The following is a 19,149-nucleotide window of genomic DNA, read 5'->3' as shown; positions in this document are numbered from 1 at the left end:
CCGATCACATCTGCCGCGCAAGACGAATATGGGAGGATTCTGTGTCCGACAATCGCCCCGTCATTCTGATCACCGGCGCCTGTGGCGGCATGGGCCAGGCCTGCGCCCGGCTGTTGGGCCATCGCTACCGTCTGGCTTTGACCGACATGGACCAGGCGAGGCTGGATATCCTTGCCGACACGCTGGCGGACGAAGGGCATGAGGTCTTGGTGCGGATCGCGGGCGATATGGGTGACATAACCGTTCCCGCGACAATCGTGCGTGCCGCGCGCGCGGAGGGGCGGCTGGCGGGCGTCGTTCATGCCGCCGGGCTTTCCCCGGCGCTCGCGCCCTGGGACAAGATCCTCATGGCCAATCTGGTCGCAACCGAACGGCTGTTGCAGGCGATTGAAACCGAAGACGGTCCGCTGGTCGCGGTCCTCATCGCATCGATCGCCGGGCATGGCGCGCTGGCCGATCCGCGACCCGACATCGATCGACTTTTCGATGAAGCGCCCTTGTCCACAGACCTGCTGCAACGAGCCGCACCGCTGTTGCAGCAGATGGTGCGGGTAGGGGACCGCTATGGCGCCGGGTCGCCCGCCTATAATTATAGCAAGGCGGCGGTCATCCGCATGTGCGAGCGTCGCGCCGCCGCCTGGGCAAGGGTCGGAAGGCGGATCGTCTCAATCTCGCCGGGGACGATGCGGACCCCCATGGGAGTCAAGGAGGCAGCGGACAATCCCGCCGCCCGTGCGGCGATCGTCGCCACGCCGTTCGGTATGGGGTCGGTGCTGCATATCGCCAATGCCGTGGATTTCCTGCTGTCGGAGCGCGCCGGCTTCATCACTGGCACAGACCTGCGTATCGACGGCGGGCTGGTGCCTGCCATTCGCCAGACGAGAGCCGCCGAGGGGTAAGGATCGACAGCCCGTTCTTGATCCCAACCTTCGTCCATCTTCATCCATCATCGCCGTGAGGAATCCCGTGTCCAAAGCCTTGTTCGAACTGCGCGCCACTCATAATTCCCATCGCTTCCATCTGCCGGTGACGATGGACCTGTGCGTTGGCCTGCCAGAACGTCGTTTCCTCTTCGGCGGAGTGGGGCTGGCGGCTGCGATCGACGCGATGCAGCGAACGAGTGGCCGCCCGGTCATTTGGGCGACCGCCCATTATCTTTCCTTTGCGCGACCGGGATCGACGGTTGACCTGGACGTCTGGATCCCTGTCGCGGGCAACCAGACCAGCCAGGCCCAGGTGCTCGAACATATAGAAGACGGCAAGATCATAAGTGTCATCGCGGCGCTGGGCGCGCGGGATAGCGCAATTTCCGATCAATGGGTGCCGATGCCCCGGGTCGCCCCGCCTGGGGACTGCCCGGCGGTCGAAAGCTGGCGCGCGGGTGAAGATGGCCTGCAAAGCCGGTTCGAGGTGCGGCTCGCCCATGGGCGGTACCCGGATGGGCAGCGGCCCGAAGGCCGTAGCGATGATGGTCGGGTCGCCTTCTGGATCCGCTCTAACGAGGGGTTGCTGGCCGACCCGTTGCTGCTGGCGGTTGTCGCGGACTATATCTCCGTCGCGATCGGCAATGCGATCGGCGCCTTTGCCGGCGGCAACAGCCTGGACAACACCATCCGCTATGCGCGGATAGAACCGGCTGAATGGATATTGTGCGACATCCGTATCGAATCGATCCACCATGGTGTGGTTCACGGCACCATGCACCTGTTCGACGAGACCGGGCTCTTGATGGCGACTGCCAGTCAGTCGCTGATCCTGCGGATGCACGAGACGCCGGAGCAACTTGCCGCGCGCCGGGCAGGCACTGCACCGTCCACGCCTCCCGCATAACCATTCGGGCATGAAGTCCCGCCTATCGTCTTTGGAATAGAGTTGCCTCTTTTTATCGGTCGATATATTGCAGTGCAGCATAAGCAGGATGAAATGACGAATGTTGGATCAAGAGAACCACTTGCCGTCAGACGGCGTCGGGATGGACGATGCAACGCCGATCGCCGTCGATGGCTGGCGGCCGCTGGACCGTGTTGCTGTCACGGGGTTTGAAACTGCGCTACCCCCGCTCGACGTGCGGGCCGTGCCCGGCGGCGCCGAGATGCGCGTCCAGCCCCATACCGGTTGCGCCAACGTGATGGGCTCGCTGCACGGCGGCTTTCTCTCGGCGATCGCGGAACAATCGCTGTTCCTGCCTCTTTACCTGCATGGCCGGTGCAGCCGTGGCGGCATCGTCGTCATCGACTTCACGCTCAGTTTCCTTGCCAGCGGCGACATCGCCACGCCGATCGTCGCCCGGCTCGAACTGCTGCGTGAAACAGGGCGCATGGCGTTTGTGCGGGGCACATTATGGCAGGGCGACGTCGCCATCACCGCCTACAGCGGCACGGTGCGCAAGCTCGACAAGCGGTAGCCGGCGAGGGGCGCTATCGCTTTCCGAAAGTGGCGCCGACCCGGTTCGCAAAATCCGGCCCTACGCCTGGGCTGGCGACTATCTCATGGGCCAGTCCCGCCTCCAGCGTCATGCCATCGGATGCGTTGAGCAGTGCCTTGTTGCCGCGATGGCTGTGCCAGGACAATGCCATGATATCGCGGGTCAGCCGTTCCAGTTCGGCCTCGAACATGTCATCCGCCACGCATAGGTTGACCAAGCCCATCGCTTCGGCCTGACGCCCGTCATATTCGCGTGCAGTAAACATCATCTCGCGGGCCTTGTGCTGGCCTACCCGGCGCGGCAGGCGCTGGGTCATGCCCCATCCGGGCACCAGTGCCCATTTGCCGTGAGTGTCAGCAAAACGCGAGGATTGCGTCGCCAGGATGATGTCCGCCGCCAGCACCAGTTCCAGCCCGCCAGTGAAGCAGGGGCCGTGCACCGCCGCGATGACGGGTTGGGGCAGGTTCGCCAGCCGCGTGATCGTTGCTGCCTGAAAGAAGCGGCGCGGTGGCTTCTGCTGCTTGCCAAGGTCCGCACCCGCGCTGAAGACTGGCCCCGCCGCGCGCAGCACCACCGCGCCGATCCGGTCGGTTTCTCCCTCCAGATCGCCCAGGTGAGCGTCGAGCGCCGCGAACATGGCGACGTTGAGCGCGTTGCGCTTGTCCGGGCGATTGAGCGTCAACGTAGCGACGCCATCGGCATCGCTCCGCAGGACGAGCATTGAGTCATCGGTCATGCCCTCTCTATCTCGCCATCCGTTGCGCTTGTCCATCACAGATATATAACCTAGTTGACAATGATGGGCGAATGGGGCCACGCCGCTGCGACAAGGCGGATGAGGAGGTGCGGTTGGGCAAGCTGGACGGACGAGTGGCCATCGTGACCGGTGGAGGGCGGGGCATCGGTCGTGCCGCGGCGGAACTGTTCGCAAGCGAGGGCGCGCAGGTCGTCGTAGCGACGCGGTCGGCCGGACCAGGACAGGACGTCGTTGACGCTATTACCGAAACCGGCGGCACCGCCGTCCTTGACACGCTCGACATGGGCGATCGCCAGGCGGTGCGGGCGATGGTGATGCGCGCCGGGAATCGCTTCGGCCGGATCGACATCATTCTGCACAATGCCGCCTATCTCATGCCAGCGAGCCTCGCCGACATGCCCGACGATGTGCTCGACAGCATGTTCGACGTCGGTATCAAGGCCGCCTTCTGGCTGACGAAGGATGCGCTCCCCTGGCTGGCCAAAAGTCCGGCGGGCCGCATCCTCGTCACCTCCTCGGTCGCTGGTAATCGCAAGTCGCTGCCTGGCCGCGTCCATTATGGATCGGCCAAAATGGCCGTGACGGGGTTCGTCCGGGGCGCGGCGCTGGAATTGGCGCGTAGGGGCATCACCGTGAACGCGATCGAGCCGGGCCTCACGCGCACTCACGCGCTTGAGTGCAACGCTACCGAAGAACAGATCGCCGCCATGGGCGCGCAGGTTCCTGTTGGCCGCCCCGGTACACCACAGGAGATTGCGGCCGGATTCCTGTTTCTGGCGTCGGACGAGGCTGCCTACACCACCGGGCAGACATTGACGATGGATGGCGGCGCATCGCTCGGTGATCCGCACGGCCTTCTGAGTGAACGGGAGGACTGATTTCCATGGTCATGAAACGCAATCATTATACGCCCGAACAGGAGCAGTTTCGCGACGCCTTCCGCCGCTTTCTGGAGCGGGAAGTCGTGCCGCATTCGCCCCGCTTCCGCGAACAGGGCATGATCGACCGGGATGTCTATCGCAAAGCGGGGGAGGGCGGTTTCCTCTGCTACTGGGTGGAGGAGGCCTATGGCGGCCTCGGCCTCGCCGATTTCCGCTACGACCAGCTTATGTATGAGGAAGTGACCAGGAGCCATGAGACCGGGCTCTGGATGGGGGCGCTCAACCGTAACTCGCCCCCCTATATCGCCAAATATGGCACCGAGGCCCAGAAGCATCACTTCCTTCCCAAACTCGTGTCGGGCGAGATGATCTGCGCCATCGCCATGACGGAGCCGGACGCGGGCAGCGACATCGCCGGCTTCAAGACCCATGCCCGGCCACGCGGCGATGGCAGCTGGGTTCTGAACGGACAGAAGACCTATATTTCCTACGGCCTGACCGCCGACTTGTTCGTGGTGGCGGCGAAGACCGATCCTTCCAATCCGCGCCAGCTTGGCCTGTTCCTGGTCGAAAAGGGGATGCCCGGCTTCCGTCCTGGCCGCAAGCTGGAGAAACTTGGCTTCCTGAGCCAGGACACGTCCGAACTCTTTTTCGAGGATGTCGAACTGTCGCCGCAGCATGTGATCGGCGATCCGGCGCGCGGGTTCGACTATATGCGCGGTGGACTCGCGGAGGAGCGGATCACCACCGCCGCCCAATCCCTTCCCAACGCGCAGGAAGCCATCCGTCTCGCGGTCGACTTCACCACCGGGCGCAAGGCGTTCGGCCAGCGCATTGCCGACTTTCAGAACACGAAGTTCAAGCTGGCGGAACTACGCGCCGATGTCGATTGCGCCCAGGCCTTTCTCGACCATTGCGTCGACCTGTTCAACGCGGGCGAACTGGACCCGGCGACGGCCGCCGCCTGCAAGCTCAAATGCACCGAAGTACAGGCAAGGGCCGTCGATGAATCGCTGCAACTTCATGGATCTGCCGGTTACATGCAGGAATATCCGATCTGCCGGCTCTATGCCGACGCGCGCATCTCGCGGATTTTCGCGGGCACGTCCGAAGTCATGAAGATCGTCATCGCGAAAGACATGCTGGGCTGACCGGCGCATCATCAGGGAGAATATCATATGGACGTGAATGGACTTTCGGCCGTCGTCACCGGTGGCGCTTCGGGCCTCGGCGCCGCCACGGCGCGCGCGCTGGCGGCCAAGGGGGCCAGGGTCGCGATCTTTGACCTCAATGTGGAAGCGGGCGAAGCGATCGCGCGCGAAATCAGCGGCGTCTACTGTGAAGTCAACGTCACGTCCGACGACTCGGTCGATGCCGGTTTCGCCAAGGCGCGCGCCGCGATCGGACAGGAGCGTATCCTCATCAACTGCGCGGGCATCGGCCCCGCTGCAAAGACCGTCAGCCGTTCGCGCGAGGACGGGTCGATCAAACATTATCCGATGGCGCAGTTCACCACGATCATCCAGGTCAACCTGATCGGCACGTTCCGTTGTATCGCCAAGTCGGCGGCGGGCATGGTGGCGCTCGACCCGCTAGGATCGGGCGAGCGAGGCGCGATCGTCAACACAGCGTCGGTCGCGGCGGAGGATGGCCAGGTCGGCCAGGCTGCCTATTCCGCGTCGAAGGGCGGCATAGTTGGCATGACCCTGCCGATCGCCCGCGACCTGATGGGCGAGGCGATCCGGGTCAACACTATCCTGCCGGGTATTTTCGAAACCCCGCTGATGCTGGGTATGCCGCAAAATGTCATCGACAGCCTGGGTGCGTCGGTGCCGTTCCCCAAGCGCCTGGGCAAGCCTTCTGAATATGCAATGCTCGCGCTTCAGCTCATCGAAAATCCCTATTTCAATGGTGAGGATATCCGCCTCGACGGCGCGATCCGCATGGCGCCGCGCTGAATGGCGGGCGGGGCGGTGCATCGGCCGCCCCGCCGTCCATCATTCCCCTGTCTTGTAGCGCACGAAGAGTTGCGGATTGCGCTCGTGCGTGAAGATGCGGTGATGCGAATTGGGATATTGCATCGGCGTCTGGCTCGCCCGGTCGAGTGCTTCCATTTCTTCGTCTAGAAGCGACCATTGTGCCGCCGCCAGATTGTCCGCCAGTTGCGCGTCGGTGCGCGCGCCCACCAGCACGGCGGACACGCCCGGACGACGCAGCAGCCAGTTCAGTGCGACCTGGCTGTGGCTCACACCGCCCCGCGCCGCGACGATCGCGTCGATGGCGTCCAGCACGGCGGCGCCTGTCGGCGTCTCATAGGCCTTGAGCCGGCCGCTCTGTTGCAGTCGCGTTGGCGCGCCGGTATCGCCCCGGAACTTGCCGGACAGGAAGCCCTGCGCCAGCGGACTCCATATCAGCGCCCCCACGCCCTGATCCACGCCGCAGGGCAGCAGTTCCTGCTCGGCATCGCGCACCATCAGCGAATATTGGATCTGCTGGCCGACATAGCGCGCATAGCCCCTCTCCCGCGACACCGCCTGGGCTTTCATCAACTGCCAGCCGGCATAGTTGGAACAGCCGATATAGCGTATCTTTCCTGCCGTCACGAGGTCGTCCAGGGCGCGCAATGTTTCCTCCAGCGGCACCAGCGCGTCGAAACTATGTACTTGATACAGGTCGATCCAGTCCGTGCCCAGTCGCTTGAGGCTCGCGTCGCACGCATCAATCAGATGGCGGCGGGACAGGCCAGTGTCGTGATCGTTGCGGCCCATGCGCCCGAACGCCTTGGTCGCGACGACGACATGTTTGCGCCGGGGCCCCAGCGCTTCGCCCAATATCTCCTCCGACCGTCCTGCCGCATAGACGTCTGCCGTGTCGAACAGGGTGACCCCAGCGTCCAGGCACATGTCGATCTGCCGCATGGCGTCCGCGCCGCGCGTGGCGCCCACACCGCCAAATTGCCCGTCGCCGTCGGAAAAGGTCATGGCACCAAAGCCCAGTACCGAAACCGCCAGGCCGCTGTTGCCCAGATATCGCCGCTCCATAAGCCCGCTCCTTCAGCAATGGTATTCTAGGTTATATATGTTGCTATCTGTGACGGACGGCTTATCGTCAAGGCATCGGATCAAATGAGGGACTGGAAAATATGGCGGCAAGCCATCCGACGATCGGCCCGCGCGTCCTGGTCATGAGCCGCGCCATCTTGAAGATGCTGCGGCCGCCACCCGGCGAGTTCGACTATGTCTGCCTTGACGACCATGCTGATCGCGATCGCTATCTGGCCGAACATGGCGCGGGCATCGCAGCCATCATCGCCGCGGGTATGGAACGACTCGATGCTGCCCGCCTCGCTATGCTGCCCGACCTCCAACTGATCGCTGTCGTCGCGGCGGGGATGGCTGGCATCGATCTCGATGCGGCGCGGGCACGCGGCATAGCGGTGTGCAACGCGGGAGACATTAATGCGGGCGACGTCGCCGAATATGCCGTTACGATGATGCTGGCGCATCGCCGCGATCTCATGGCGAACGACGCCTATGTCCGGTCTGGCCGCTGGGCGGAAGCGCGTCTGCCTCCCGGCCATGCGGTATCGGCGCAGCGCGTAGGCATCGTCGGCCTCGGCCATATCGGACGCAACATCGCGCAGCGGCTCCACCCCTTCGGTTGCGAGATACGCTGGTGGGGCCCCAATCCCAAGCCTGTGTCGTGGCAGCGGATAGAGTTGCTTGAGGCGCTTGCCGATTGGGCGACGACCTTGCTGGTCGCGGTTGCGGGCACCGACGAGACGCGCGGCCTTATCAGCGCGGACGTCCTCGACCGGCTCGGCGCAGACGGCCTGATCGTCAATGTATCGCGCGGCTTTGTTATCGACGAACCCGCAATGATTGCTGCGCTCAGGGATGGCAGGCTCGGCGGCGCGGCGCTCGATGTGTTCGATGGCGAACCGATCGACGGCACCGGTTGGGTCGGCGTCCCCAATGTGCTGATGGCCCCCCATGTCGCGGGCGCGACCATCGAATCGCTGGCGGCGGTGATGCGGGGCGCGCTCGACAATGTACGCCGCCATTTTGCCGGCGAACCGCTGGAGCGGCGTGTCGTCTGACCGCGTTAGCCGCCCAGGCGCCCGATTGCGGTCATATGGTCATGCCCCTCCGCCGATCGCACATGCAGCGCGACGGTATCGCCCGCTATCATGCCGAGCAGCCGCAAGGGCGCATCGGCAAAGGCGGGTGCTACCGCGCGAAAGCTGAACTCCCGCAAAGCGTCCGGTCCGGCCATGCGATCGGCCAGGTCCAGCAGCAACGCGGCCATCAGCGGCCCGTGCACGACCAGGCCAGCATATCCCTCCGCTTCGCGGGCATAGGGCAGGTCGTAATGGATGCGGTGGCTGTTGAATGTCAGCGCGGAATAACGGAACAGCAGAGGCGCACTAGGCGTCACCACCCGTTCCCAGTCCCAGTCCTTTTCCGTCTGGGGTTCGACTATGGCAACGGGCGCGGCGCCGGGCATGGCGGCCTCGCGATAGACGATCGTTTGCCTCTCGCTGACTGCTGCCTGGCCGTCGGCGGTGACATCGTGGGCGACTATGACGAACAGCAACCGGCCGCTGCTTCCCGATTTCTCCGTACTGCTCTCGATCCGGCTGGTCCGCTCCACCCGCGCGCCCACGCGAATGGGCGCATGGAATGTCAGCGCGCTGGATGCCCACATTCGGCGCGGGAAGGCAGCATGGTGGGGCATTGCGCCACCGCCACCTGCTGGATGCCCATCCGCGCCCAGCGCGGCCGTCTCCGCTTCGGGCGTGTTGAGGCACCAGTGGATACCCTGCGGCGCGCCGTCCCGCACCGCCCTGTCGAACGTCGCGGCATAGCGGGCGGCGAGTGCGGGCGTAAGGGTGTCGCTGTGCCGTTCCATCGCCGTCAGTTCCTGTTCGTCAGCAGCCCGCGCGCGATCACCTGCGCCTGAATCTCGGCCGCACCCTCGAATATGTTGAGGATGCGCGCGTCGCACAACAGCCGGCTGATCTCATATTCCAGCGCATAACCGTTGCCGCCATGGATTTGCAGCGCATTGTCGGCGTTGGTCCACGCTACCCGTGCAGCCAGCAGCTTGGCCATGCCCGCTTCCACGTCGCAGCGCCGCCCCTTGTCCTTCTCGCGCGCTGCGAAATAAGCGAGTTCGCGCGCCGCGATCGTCTCCACCAGCATCATCGCCAGCTTGTCCGACACGCGCGGGAAGTCGGCGATCGGCCTGGCGAACTGCCGTCTTTCGATCGCATAGCCATAGCCCAGCTCGAACGCGCGCCACGCGACGCCCACTGCGCGCGCGGCGGTCTGGATGCGCGCGCCCTCGAATGTCTGCATCAGCTGGCGGAAACCCTGTCCTTCCTCGCCGCCCAGCAAGGCCTCGCCCGGCGCAGCAAAGCCGTCGAACATCAGTTCATATTCGCGCATCCCGCGATAACCCAGCACGGCGATCTCGCTCCCGCTCATCCCTTCCGCCGGGAAGGGCGTGTCGTCGCTCCCGCGCGGCTTGGGCGCCAGGAACATGGAAAGCCCGGCATTGCCCGATCCCCCGGTCCGCGCCAGCAGTGTCATCAGGTCGGACCGGGCTGCATGGGTGATCCATGTCTTCGCGCCCGATATGCGCCAGCCGCCTTCCTTATGCTGGATTGCGCGGGTGCTCAGTTGCGCAAGATCGGACCCGTTGGATGGCTCGGTAAATACCGCCGTCGGCAATATTGTCCCGCTAGCAATTCCCGGCAGCCATTGCGTCTTCTGGGCGTCCGTGCCCGCCAGCCCGATCAGCTCGCCCGCAATTTCCGACCGGGTGCCCAGCGACCCCGCGCCGATCCAGCCGCGCGACAGCTCTTCGGTGACGACGCACATCTCCAGCTTGCCCAGCCCCAGCCCGCCATATTCCGGCGCTATGCAGACGCCGAACGTCCCCAGCGCCGCCAGCTCGGCGATCGTCTCATCGGGTATCAGCGCGTCCGCCAGATGCCATTGATGGGCGTAGGGCGTGATTTTATCGACGGTGAAGCGTCGATATTGCGCCCTGATCGCATCGATCGTCTCGTCGCCCATATCCTCCGCTATGGTGCCGCCCGCCCGCACATGCGCGATCAGAGCGGCGCGCGCGCGGGGATCGTCCGCCTCCGCCACGAACGCTGCGACCGCCGGATCGGTGCCAAGTTCGCGCGCCGCCTCGGCCAGCCCCAGTTGCGCAGGCCGCACATATTCATTGGCACTGATCGGCAGGCCGCCCAGCATCTGCGCGGCATATTCCCCAAAGGCGAGCGCGAGCACCAGCGCTTCGGCGTCGCCATAGCGGTGCCGCGCCGTCAGCCCCTCCGCCCAGTCGGCCAGCGCACTCAGCGCCGCGACCGTCGTCGCGATCCAGGCCAGGCCATGGGCTGCACGCTGGTCGGCATCGAGCCGCCTGGGGTCGATCTTTCCGCCGGGCGCCACCCGGGCTGCCACATGGACCTGTGCCGCCGCGCCATAGCGCCGCAGCGCCTCCAGCGCCGTGCGCGCCCGTGCTATCGTCTCTGTCATGCGCGCGCCGCTATCCCCCTGTCGATCAATGCGCCAATCTGCCCCGACCCAAGGCCCAGCAGGTCGGCCAGTATCTCCTCGCTGTCCTCGCCCAGTCGCCGGGCGCGCCGCGGGGTTTCGCGCATCTGGGCCGGCAGGGTCGCCATCGCGCCGGGCACCGGATAGCGCAGCCCGCTCGTTTGCTGGATGGCCGAAAAAAGCGGATTGTCCGCCACCAGCACCGGATCGCGCACCGCCTGCGCCATGTCCTGGTAAGGGCCCCAGCAACAGCCCTGCGCATCCATCGCTGCCCTCAGCTCCGTCGCGTTGCGGCGTGCGACCGCGCTCTCGACCAGCGGAAACAGCGCGTCGCGATGGGCAAAGCGCTCGCCCTCGTCGTGGGCGAAGCTGACGCTGCGGGACGCCTCGATTCCCGCGACCGCCTCTTCCAGCCCAAGCACGGAGACCAGCCCGCGCCATTGCCGCGGGGTGATCGCCATTATCATCAGCCGTTGCCCATCGGCGGTCAGGAAGTCACGCCCGAACGCGCCATAGACCGCATTGCCATGACGAGCCCGATTGCCGGTCTGCAATGTCTCGGCCAGCTGTCCCAGATTGGCGATGGTGGCGATGCCGACATCGGCAAGTGGAATCCGGACTTCCTGTCCCATGCCAGTCTCGCGCCGGTGCAGCAGGGCGGCGAGCATGGAAAAGGCCGCATAGGCGCCGGTCAGCAGGTCCCACGCCGGCAGCACATGGTTGACCGGCGCGTCGCCCAGACTGTCGGGCCCGGTGATCTGCGGAATGCCCAGTGCGCAATTGACGGTATAGTCGAGCGCCGGGCCGCCATCGGCTTGCCCCATGACCCGCACGGTGACAAGGTCGGCGCGTCTTTTTGCCAGCCTTTCATGACTCAAAAAGCCATCGACGGGAAAGTTGGTCAGGAACAGCCCCGCATCCGCGCCCGGCGCCGTCGCGAGGGCCGCGAGGAGTTCCCGTCCTTCCGGCGCGCCCAGATCGAGCGCGACCGATTTCTTGCCCTTGTTCAACCCTTCCCAATAAAGGCTCGCGCCAGTCTCCGCCTTGGGCCAGCGTCGATAATCCGGCCCCCCGCCGATCTGGTCGACGCGGATGACGCTCGCCCCCATCTGCGCCAGATAGAGGCCGGCGGTCGGCGCCGCCACGAAGGATGACGCCTCGATGACGCGTGTGGAGCCGAGAAGCTGGTACATGGGTGGGCCTTAACTGCGCGCCGCGAAGTCGCGGATCATCTGTTTGGCGATCACCAGCTGCTGAATCTGGGTCGTGCCCTCGTAGATGCGATAGATGCGCGCATCGCGGAACAGCCGTTCGGCTTCATATTCGGCCAGATAGCCCGCGCCTCCATGGATCTGCACCACCCGGTCGACCACGCGCCCGCACATTTCGGTCGCGAACATCTTGAAGGCGGAGGCTTCGAGCGAAGCGCGACCCCGTTCGGACCGCGCGCAGGCGTCCAGCATCATGCACTCGCTGGCATAGATTTCCGCTTTGGAGTCCGCCAGCATCGCCTGGATCAGCTGGAACTGGGCGATCGGCTCTCCGAACGCCTTGCGTTCCATCGCATAACGCAGCCCGGTTTCCAGCGCCCTTTCCGCCAGCCCCAGCGCGGCCGCGCCCACCGAAAGCCGTCCTGAATCCAGCGCCTGCATCGCGGCGAAGAAGCCCCTGCCTTCCTCGCCGCCCAGGAGGGCGCGGGCGGGTACGCGCACATCCTCCAGGATGATGTCGGCTATTTGCGCGCCGCGCTGTCCCATTTTCTTGTCGGGGCTGCCCAGCGATACCCCCGGCGCATCCATGTCGATCAGGAAGGCGCTGACATGCGCGTTGCGCGGCAGCGGCTCGGCGCTGGTGCGCGCCATGATCAGGCCGATCTTCGCGAAGGGGGCGTTGGTGATATAGCGCTTCGTACCGTTCAGGATATAGTCGTCGCCGTCGCGGACCGCGCGGGTCTTGAGTGCCGCCGCATCGGACCCGCTATCCGGTTCGGTTAGGCCGAAACAGGCGATCTCGCCCGCCGCCGACCGGCTGAGCCATTCGCGCTGCTGCTCGGGCGTTCCCCCTTTTTTCAGCGCGGTCGAAAACATGCCGGTGTTGATTGACATGGTCGCGCGGAAGGCGGGGGCCGGCCAGCCCATTTCGCGGATGACGCGGATATACTGGCTGATGTTCAGGTCCGCGCCGCCAAATGCCTCCGGTGTGGTCAAGGCGAAAAGGCCCATGTCGCGCATCTCCGCCAATATCGCATCAGGCACACGATCGCTGTCGATCACGTCCGCCTCGGCGGGGATCAGGCGCTCGCGAATATAGCGACGCAACTGATCCAGAAACGCCTCGAACGTCTCTTCATCCATGCCCGACGCTCCTTCCGATGATGTGACCTCAAGCATCGGCCAGCCCCACGATGGCAACGGCCGACACATTCTGGCTCGGCATCCCGCCCAGATTGTGGCTCAGCGCCAGGCTGGGCGGCGTTTGCCGCTGCCGCGCCCCGGCGCGGCCCAGCAATTGCAGATAGTTTTCGTAGATCATGCGCAAACCCGACGCGCCGATCGGATGGCCGAAACATTTGAGGCCGCCGTCGATCTGGCACGGCACCTTGCCATCGGCGTCGAACATGCCGTCCAGCACATCCTTCCAGCCCTCCCCTTCCTTGGAGAGGTAGAGATCCTCCATCGTCACCAGTTCGGTGATCGAGAAACAGTCATGCACTTCGGTCAGGCTGATCTGCTCGCGCGGATTGGTGATGCCGGCTTCTTGATAGGCCTTCTCCGCAGCGATGCGGGTGGTGTGGAAATAGCTTCCATTCCAGCCGCCGCCATGCTGCAATTCCCAACCATTGGAGCTGGCGATCTGCAAAGCCTTGATCGTGACGATATCGGTCTTGCCCAGCGCGCGGGCGATATCGGGCGTGGTGACGATGGCGCAGGCCGCGCCGTCCGACACGCCGCAGCAATCGAACAGGCCCAGCGGCTCGGCGATCATCGGGGCATTCAATACGGTGTCCATGTCGACGGCCTTCTGCAAATGGGCCTTCGGATTCTTCGCCCCATTGGCATGACTTTTGACCGATACATGGGCAATGGCGCGTTTCAGATCCTCCTTCGAAACACCGTGCGTGTTGCGATAGGCCGATGCGAGCTGCGCAAAATTGCCCGGCGCCGACCCGGTAATTCCGGTCATGTCATGCATGGTCCCGCGCGTGCGGACAGGCAGCCCGCCATAGCCGGTGTCCTTCAGCTTCTCGACACCCAGCGCCAGCGCAATGTCCGCCGCGCCCGACGCCACGGCATAGACCGCGCCGCGAAAGCTCTCCGTGCCGCTCGCACAGTAATTCTCGACCTTGGTGACGCCGATATTCTTCAGCCGCAGCGCGGTTGCGAGCGGAATGCCCGACGGGCCGATATTCACCGCATCAAAGGCTACGCCCAACCACGCAGCATCTATCTGCGACGTCTCGATTCCCGCATCAGCGATCGCCTCCTCATAGGCCTCGACCATCAGCTGGTCGGCGTCCTTGTCCCATCGCTCGCCAAATTTGGCGCAGCCCATGCCCAATATGGCGACCTTGTCCTTGATACCGCGTGCCATAGACTTTCTCCTTGGCTGGAAGCGCCGATCAGGCTGCCGGAACGGCCTTCCAGAAATATTTGGTGAAGTCGCGAATCTCGTCGATCGCCTTGATGCGGAACATCATCGCCATGTCGCGTCCGACCTCGACATCGTCGGCCTCGACATCGGTGAACTCGGCCATCATCCGGCCGCCGCCCTCGAAGTCGATCATGCCATAATAGCTGGGCGGGGCAGGGGAGTAGGTCAGCGCGTCCGCCGTGTAGGTCACGATCCGCGCCTTTCGGTCGGCCAGCGGATAATCCTCCTGCGTCCCGAAGCCATGATCGTTCGGATTGACCGATATGTCGCTCCTGGGGAACTGCACGACCCCAGTCTTCGCACACCGCCCGCCGACGAGTCCCAGCACCGCCTTGCGGTTGCGCCACAATGTGGTGCCTGGCTGCTTCTGGTCGGCCTCGGCGCGCATTCCCCGATCGAGGCCGAGATTGCCGCGATGGAACAGCCAGCGCAGGTAATTGCCGTCCTTGACGCCGCGAGCCAGCGATCCTGCGACACCGCGCGCGGGCGAAGCGCCGCTGCCGGTCGCCTCGAACAACAGCAGGTCCACACCCTGGCCGAAGGCCACCAGCACTATCTTCTCGCCCGCGCGCGCCGTCTCCAGCGCAGCAGCAAGCAGCAGGAACGGATGTGCGACGCCGCTGTCGCCCACGCTGTCACCCAACCGGTCGGCCACCGCTTCGGCCCTGATCGCGGCCTTTTTCGCCAGTCCTTCGGCGACGCCCCGCGCGGTGATCGGCACAATGAATCGGTCGATGTCGGCCCCTGTCACGCCCAACGCCGCGAAACCATCGGTCAACGCTGCGCCGATCATCCCGCTATAGCCTTCGTCGCGGATCCAGCGGCTCTCCCAACTATAGTCGAAGTCCTGGCCGGACGAGCGAAAATGGTCGACGAAGTCGATCGTGACGCTGTGGCTGCCCAGATATTTCGCGACAACATCACCCTGGCCGATAAGCAGCGCGGCGGCCGCATCGCCCTGCACCATCTCGGATTCCGAGGCGGGTCTGGACAGCCGCATTTCCGACGCCAGCGCCAGATGCGGTTTTGCTCCCCCCTTCGCCGCCGCCAGCGCCTGGATCAGAGCCGACGTCGCCACGCGCTGCCCCCCGGTCACGTCGAATGCGCCAGTCGCATCGTTCAGCGTCAGCGCCTCCTTGACGACGCCGCTGTTCAGCCGGTCGGCGAAGGGCAGGGTGGTCGATGCCAGGCTGACCGATCCCACCGCGCCACGCTGGTCCTCCGGCACCGCGTCGCGCGCTGCCTCCACCGCCATGGTGATCGGATCCTCGTCCCAGTTGGCGATCGCCCGCTCGCCCTTGGCCAGCCCTTTGAGGCCACCGGCGAACCAGCCATTGGCGGCGAAGATCGCCGATCGCTGGAGCCGGTTGCGCGGAATATAGGCGCCAAAGCGCAGGATGCCGGTTTCGCTCGTCATTGGAACTCCACATAGCCGTTGTTGAGGACGAGGCGGTCGCGTTCCACTACGCGCGCGGTGAAGGCGGCCTTGCCCTCGCCCTCGCGCCAGATTGCCGTTTCGATCGTCTCGCCGGGAAAGACTGGCGCCGAAAAGCGCGCATCCATACGCTTGATCCGGTCCGGCCGATTGTCGGCCAGCCCGCGCAGCAGTGCGCGACCAACGATACCGTAGGTGGCCAGGCCATGCAGGATCGGACGCTCGAACCCGGCTGACAGCGCTACCTTGGGGTCGGCGTGCAACGGGTTCATGTCGCCCGACAAGCGATAGAGCAGCGCCAGATTGTCGGCAGTGGGCAGCGCGATCATCAGGTCGGGCGCGCGATCGGGGATCGCATGAGGCAGGGGCTGGCCCTCGGACGATCCACCGAATCCGCCGTCGCCGCGCAGGAAATTGGTGTTACGCACCGTCGCGATATGGCGGCCGTCGTCGGCGTAGATTTCACGCGTCTGGTAGACGATCGCGCCTTTCTCCGGCCCTTTGTCCAGGATCGGCCCGAAGGTCGTATAACCGATCAGTTCGCCCTCGACCGGAAGCGGCAAATGAAGCTGCGCGCTGGTCTCGGCGTGCAATATCTTCTGCCAGGTCACGTGATAGGCCGGGTCGCGCCAGATGAAGCCCGGATAGGCCATCGTTACCGCCATGGTGGGCAGCGCCTCCAGCCCCTCTTCATAGACGAACGGCAATTCTTCCGCACCCACGCCCAGCGCATAGAGCATGACCTTGAACGGATTGATCTTTTGCCGCGTCTCGATCGGCGGCAGGTTCAGCAGGACCTGTGGGTCAAAGGCCATGATCGTCAGACCGGATCATAGGGCCAGATTTCGGCCGACCGCGCGAGCGGCATCATGTCGTGCGCCATGGCAGGCAGCAGGTCGCTGACGATAGTGTCGGGCGTCCACCCGCCGGAACGCTGCATCGTCTTGATCGGGCGCGGCTTGTTGAACAGGAAAATCTCGTTCTTGCGCACGCCGAACGTCTGGCCGCTGACGTCCCTCGCTCCGTCGGAAAGCAGCGCGGCGACCATCGGCGCGATCTTGTCCGTGGTCATCGTCTTCATCCGCTCGATCCGCTTTTCCTCATCCGGGTTGGTGGCGGGGATCGTCGCGATCAAACGGCTCCAGGCGAAGGGCGCTATGCAGTTTGACCGCACGCCAAAGCGCTGCATGTCGAGCGCGATCGAGTTGGACAGGGCGAAGATGCCCATTTTCGCTGCCGAATAGTTGGCCTGGCCGAAATTGCCGATCAGCCCTGATGTCGATGTGAAATGGACATAACTGCCCGACCCCTGGTCCTTGAAATAGGGCGCCGCGGCCTTCGACACATAGAATGATCCATTGAGGTGCACGTCGATCACCTGCTTCCAGTCGACGATACTCATCTTGTGGAAGATGCGGTCACGAAGGATGCCGGCATTGTTGACCACGCCATCGATCCGCCCGAACTGCTTTACGGCATCCTCGATGATCGATGCCGCGCCCTCCGGCTCGGCGACGCTGGCGCCATTGACGATGGCCTTGCCGCCCTCTGCCCGGATCAGCGCAGCGACCTCCTCGGCCGGCCCTGCATCGGCGCCTTCGCCCTCTGCCGATGCGCCCAGGTCGTTGACGACGACGTTCGCGCCCTGTCGCGCACATAGCAAGGCGATATCGCGGCCGATGCCGCGCCCTGCACCCGTCACCGCCACCACCTTGCCATCCAGCCGTGCCGAATCGCCCATGTCTATCCTCTCCGCATTTCGATTTCCCATGATCTAGCTTACCTATATAACTTATTCAACTATGCGAATGGACATTCATGATCGTGAATGGTAGGGTATGGCCATGGACATGCCTCGCCCCGATCCTCAACTCCGGCCGCCGGTCAATTCGGTGGTGCAGGCGATTGCGATATTGCGCCATCTGGGCGCGCTTTCCGAACCACAGGGCGTTACCGCCATTGCGCGTGCCCTTGGACTCAATCCCAGTTCCTGCTTCAACGTGCTCAAGACGCTGCTGCGCGAGGATCTTGTGAGCTTCGACGCGGTGTCGAAACGCTATGCGCTCGGGCTTGGCACGATCGATCTCGCGCGGCTTGCGCTGGGCCGCGATGCGGTCGTCCGCGCGGCGCATCTACCTATGGCGACGCTCGCCGGGCAGTTCGATGCTGCCGTAGGCCTCTGGCGTCTTACCGAAGGCGAACGCCTGGTCCTGGTCGCGCTCGCTGAAAGCGCGGAGGCTATGCGCATCCACATGGTGGTTGGCCAGCGCCAGCCCGCCGCCGCGGGTGCGACAGGTCGCGCGGTGCTTGCGCGTCGCGCCCTGGATGATGCGGCCATTGCGGCTGTCCATGCCGGCATCCGCTGGAAAAGCGCGCCCGATCCGCAGGAGTTCATCGCCCAGGTGCGCGCGGCGGCGGTGAAGGGCTGGGCGATTGACAATGGTCAGATCAATCACGGCATCTCGACGGTGGCGGCCGCGATCGTGGATACAGGCGGCGCGCCGCGCTTCGTCCTCTCCGCGTCTATGTTCAGCGGCCGGGAGAATGCCGAGGGTATGGATGCCATCGGCGCGGCAATGCGCCAGGCGGCGGACGCCATCGCCCAATCGGCCTATGCTATGGAGATGGCCACATGAGCGATGCAGCGATGGTCCTTGGCACGGCCGATCGGCTGATGGCGGACCAGTGCGACGACGCGACGGTGCGCCGCGCACGGCGGGGAGCTTGGCCGGCCTCCCTGTGGAACGCGATCGCACAGATGGGCCTGCCGCTGGCGCTCGTGCCCGAAGGATCGGGCGGCTTCGGACTGGATCCGGTCGATGCCTTCGCGCTGGCGCGTCTGGCTGGCCGCCATGCGCTACCGCTGCCGCTTGGTGAAACCATGGCGGCGAACCAGGCACTCGCGCTCGCGGGGCTGCCGCTGGCGGAAGGTCCGGCTGCATTTGTCCCTGTCGAGTCGGGCCTCGTTCTCCGCGACGGGCGCATTACGGGCACCGCCGATCGCGTGCCTTGGGGGGCCACCGTCGGCACGCTGGTCGTGGAATATCTGCTTGGCGGCGCGCGCCATGTCGCCCGGCTGGACAGTGGATGGCGCGTGGCGGAGTCGGGGACGAACATCGCTCATATGCCGCGCGACTGGCTGTCGATTGATGCCGCCATAACCGCCACAGCACCTGCGCAAGGCCATCCTCTTTACCTCATGGGCGCGGGCCTTCGCGTCCTGCAGATCGCCGGTGCGCTGGATCAGGTACTGGATCTCAGCATCGCCCATGTTTCCGATCGCAAGCAATTCGGGCGCGCCCTCGCCACATTCCAGGCGATCCAACATGAACTGGCCCGGATTGCAGGCGAAGCGGCCGCCGCGGGCGCTGCCGCCGGTTTGGCGGCGGAGGCGCTGGCCGAGGCCGCCGGCGACCCGATGCTCAGCG

At 64.9% G+C, this 19,149-nt stretch carries 19 protein-coding genes; 9 read left to right on the top strand and 10 right to left on the bottom strand.

Features of this window, described 5'->3' with window-relative positions; genetic code table 11:
* Nucleotides 1-41: 41 nt before the first annotated feature.
* From B2V90_RS07575 to B2V90_RS07565, 3 genes are all read left to right on the top strand, one after another.
* Nucleotides 42-899: an SDR family oxidoreductase gene (locus B2V90_RS07575; RefSeq protein WP_066863645.1), complete on the top strand. Its 858-nt coding sequence runs from the start codon at nucleotides 42-44 to the stop codon at nucleotides 897-899.
* 67 nt (nucleotides 900-966) lie between these two features.
* Nucleotides 967-1,830 (top strand): acyl-CoA thioesterase, encoded by an 864-nt coding sequence (locus B2V90_RS07570; protein ID WP_066863642.1) that lies wholly within the window; start codon nucleotides 967-969, stop codon nucleotides 1,828-1,830.
* A 142-nt stretch (nucleotides 1,831-1,972) separates the two neighbouring features.
* A complete protein-coding gene (locus B2V90_RS07565; RefSeq protein WP_066863639.1) occupies nucleotides 1,973-2,404 on the top strand; it encodes a PaaI family thioesterase in 432 nt (143 codons plus the stop codon).
* Between the two features lie 13 nt (nucleotides 2,405-2,417).
* Here the strand turns inward: B2V90_RS07565 and B2V90_RS07560 are convergent, their stop codons facing one another.
* Nucleotides 2,418-3,161 carry an enoyl-CoA hydratase/isomerase family protein gene (locus B2V90_RS07560; protein WP_066863636.1) on the bottom strand — a complete coding sequence of 248 codons (744 nt, stop codon included), beginning with the start codon at nucleotides 3,159-3,161 and terminating at the stop codon, nucleotides 2,418-2,420.
* Nucleotides 3,162-3,232: 71 nt separating this feature from the next.
* Between B2V90_RS07560 and B2V90_RS07555 the strand changes: the two genes are divergently transcribed.
* Genes B2V90_RS07555 through B2V90_RS07545 form a run of 3 tightly spaced genes read left to right on the top strand, consistent with a single transcriptional unit; the run spans nucleotide 3,233 to nucleotide 6,021 of the window.
* Nucleotides 3,233-4,060 carry an SDR family oxidoreductase gene (locus B2V90_RS07555; protein WP_228221264.1) on the top strand — a complete coding sequence of 276 codons (828 nt, stop codon included), beginning with the start codon at nucleotides 3,233-3,235 and terminating at the stop codon, nucleotides 4,058-4,060.
* 5 nt (nucleotides 4,061-4,065) lie between these two features.
* Nucleotides 4,066-5,214, top strand: coding sequence for an acyl-CoA dehydrogenase family protein (locus B2V90_RS07550; protein ID WP_228221265.1), 1,149 nt, complete (start codon nucleotides 4,066-4,068; stop codon nucleotides 5,212-5,214).
* 27 nt (nucleotides 5,215-5,241) lie between these two features.
* Entirely contained in the window at nucleotides 5,242-6,021 is a 780-nt protein-coding gene (locus B2V90_RS07545) for an SDR family NAD(P)-dependent oxidoreductase (RefSeq protein ID WP_066863630.1), read from the top strand.
* Nucleotides 6,022-6,060: 39 nt separating this feature from the next.
* Here the strand turns inward: B2V90_RS07545 and B2V90_RS07540 are convergent, their stop codons facing one another.
* On the bottom strand, nucleotides 6,061-7,104 hold the full coding sequence (locus B2V90_RS07540; RefSeq protein WP_169860865.1) for an aldo/keto reductase: 1,044 nt from the start codon (nucleotides 7,102-7,104) through the stop codon (nucleotides 6,061-6,063).
* Nucleotides 7,105-7,205: 101 nt separating this feature from the next.
* Here B2V90_RS07540 and B2V90_RS07535 point away from each other — a divergent pair, with 101 nt between their 5' ends.
* The gene (locus B2V90_RS07535; RefSeq protein ID WP_228221266.1) at nucleotides 7,206-8,162 is read left to right on the top strand and encodes an NAD(P)-dependent oxidoreductase; all 957 of its coding nucleotides are present in this window, start codon (nucleotides 7,206-7,208) and stop codon (nucleotides 8,160-8,162) included.
* 5 nt (nucleotides 8,163-8,167) lie between these two features.
* Here the strand turns inward: B2V90_RS07535 and B2V90_RS07530 are convergent, their stop codons facing one another.
* From B2V90_RS07530 to B2V90_RS07495, 8 genes are read right to left on the bottom strand one after another with little or no spacing between them, the layout of a single operon-like run.
* A complete protein-coding gene (locus B2V90_RS07530) occupies nucleotides 8,168-8,974 on the bottom strand; it encodes an FAS1-like dehydratase domain-containing protein (protein ID WP_228221267.1) in 807 nt (268 codons plus the stop codon).
* 5 nt (nucleotides 8,975-8,979) lie between these two features.
* The gene (locus B2V90_RS07525; RefSeq protein ID WP_293920737.1) at nucleotides 8,980-10,617 is read right to left on the bottom strand and encodes an acyl-CoA dehydrogenase family protein; all 1,638 of its coding nucleotides are present in this window, start codon (nucleotides 10,615-10,617) and stop codon (nucleotides 8,980-8,982) included.
* Nucleotides 10,614-11,828 carry a CoA transferase gene (locus tag B2V90_RS07520; protein ID WP_228221268.1) on the bottom strand — a complete coding sequence of 405 codons (1,215 nt, stop codon included), beginning with the start codon at nucleotides 11,826-11,828 and terminating at the stop codon, nucleotides 10,614-10,616. The genes B2V90_RS07525 and B2V90_RS07520 overlap by 4 nt, the downstream gene beginning before the upstream one ends.
* Before the next feature lie 9 nt (nucleotides 11,829-11,837).
* Nucleotides 11,838-12,989 (bottom strand): acyl-CoA dehydrogenase family protein, encoded by a 1,152-nt coding sequence (locus tag B2V90_RS07515; RefSeq protein ID WP_228221269.1) that lies wholly within the window; start codon nucleotides 12,987-12,989, stop codon nucleotides 11,838-11,840.
* Between the two features lie 28 nt (nucleotides 12,990-13,017).
* Entirely contained in the window at nucleotides 13,018-14,226 is a 1,209-nt protein-coding gene (locus B2V90_RS07510) for an acetyl-CoA acetyltransferase (protein ID WP_228221270.1), read from the bottom strand.
* Between the two features lie 28 nt (nucleotides 14,227-14,254).
* Nucleotides 14,255-15,703, bottom strand: a complete 1,449-nt coding sequence (locus tag B2V90_RS07505) for an OB-fold domain-containing protein (protein WP_066863606.1) — start codon at nucleotides 15,701-15,703, stop codon at nucleotides 14,255-14,257.
* Nucleotides 15,700-16,536 carry a MaoC family dehydratase gene (locus B2V90_RS07500; RefSeq protein ID WP_228221271.1) on the bottom strand — a complete coding sequence of 279 codons (837 nt, stop codon included), beginning with the start codon at nucleotides 16,534-16,536 and terminating at the stop codon, nucleotides 15,700-15,702. Before B2V90_RS07500 ends, B2V90_RS07505 begins: the two co-directional genes overlap by 4 nt.
* Before the next feature lie 5 nt (nucleotides 16,537-16,541).
* Nucleotides 16,542-17,462, bottom strand: a complete 921-nt coding sequence (locus tag B2V90_RS07495; RefSeq protein WP_169860874.1) for an SDR family NAD(P)-dependent oxidoreductase — start codon at nucleotides 17,460-17,462, stop codon at nucleotides 16,542-16,544.
* Nucleotides 17,463-17,565: 103 nt separating this feature from the next.
* On the opposite strand from B2V90_RS07495, the gene B2V90_RS07490 reads away from it, so the two are divergent.
* On the top strand, nucleotides 17,566-18,357 hold the full coding sequence (locus B2V90_RS07490; RefSeq protein WP_228221272.1) for an IclR family transcriptional regulator: 792 nt from the start codon (nucleotides 17,566-17,568) through the stop codon (nucleotides 18,355-18,357).
* Nucleotides 18,354-19,149: acyl-CoA dehydrogenase family protein (locus B2V90_RS07485; protein ID WP_293920718.1), on the top strand; the 796-nt coding region annotated here is incomplete at its 3' end. The genes B2V90_RS07490 and B2V90_RS07485, both read left to right, overlap by 4 nt.

Origin of the sequence: Sphingobium sp. UBA5915 (assembly GCF_002431195.1) — a bacterium.
In the GTDB taxonomy this organism is placed as follows: domain Bacteria; phylum Pseudomonadota; class Alphaproteobacteria; order Sphingomonadales; family Sphingomonadaceae; genus Sphingobium; species Sphingobium soli.
The sequence above is the reverse complement of the archived record's forward strand: the minus strand, read 5'-3'. Positions and strand labels throughout refer to the sequence as shown.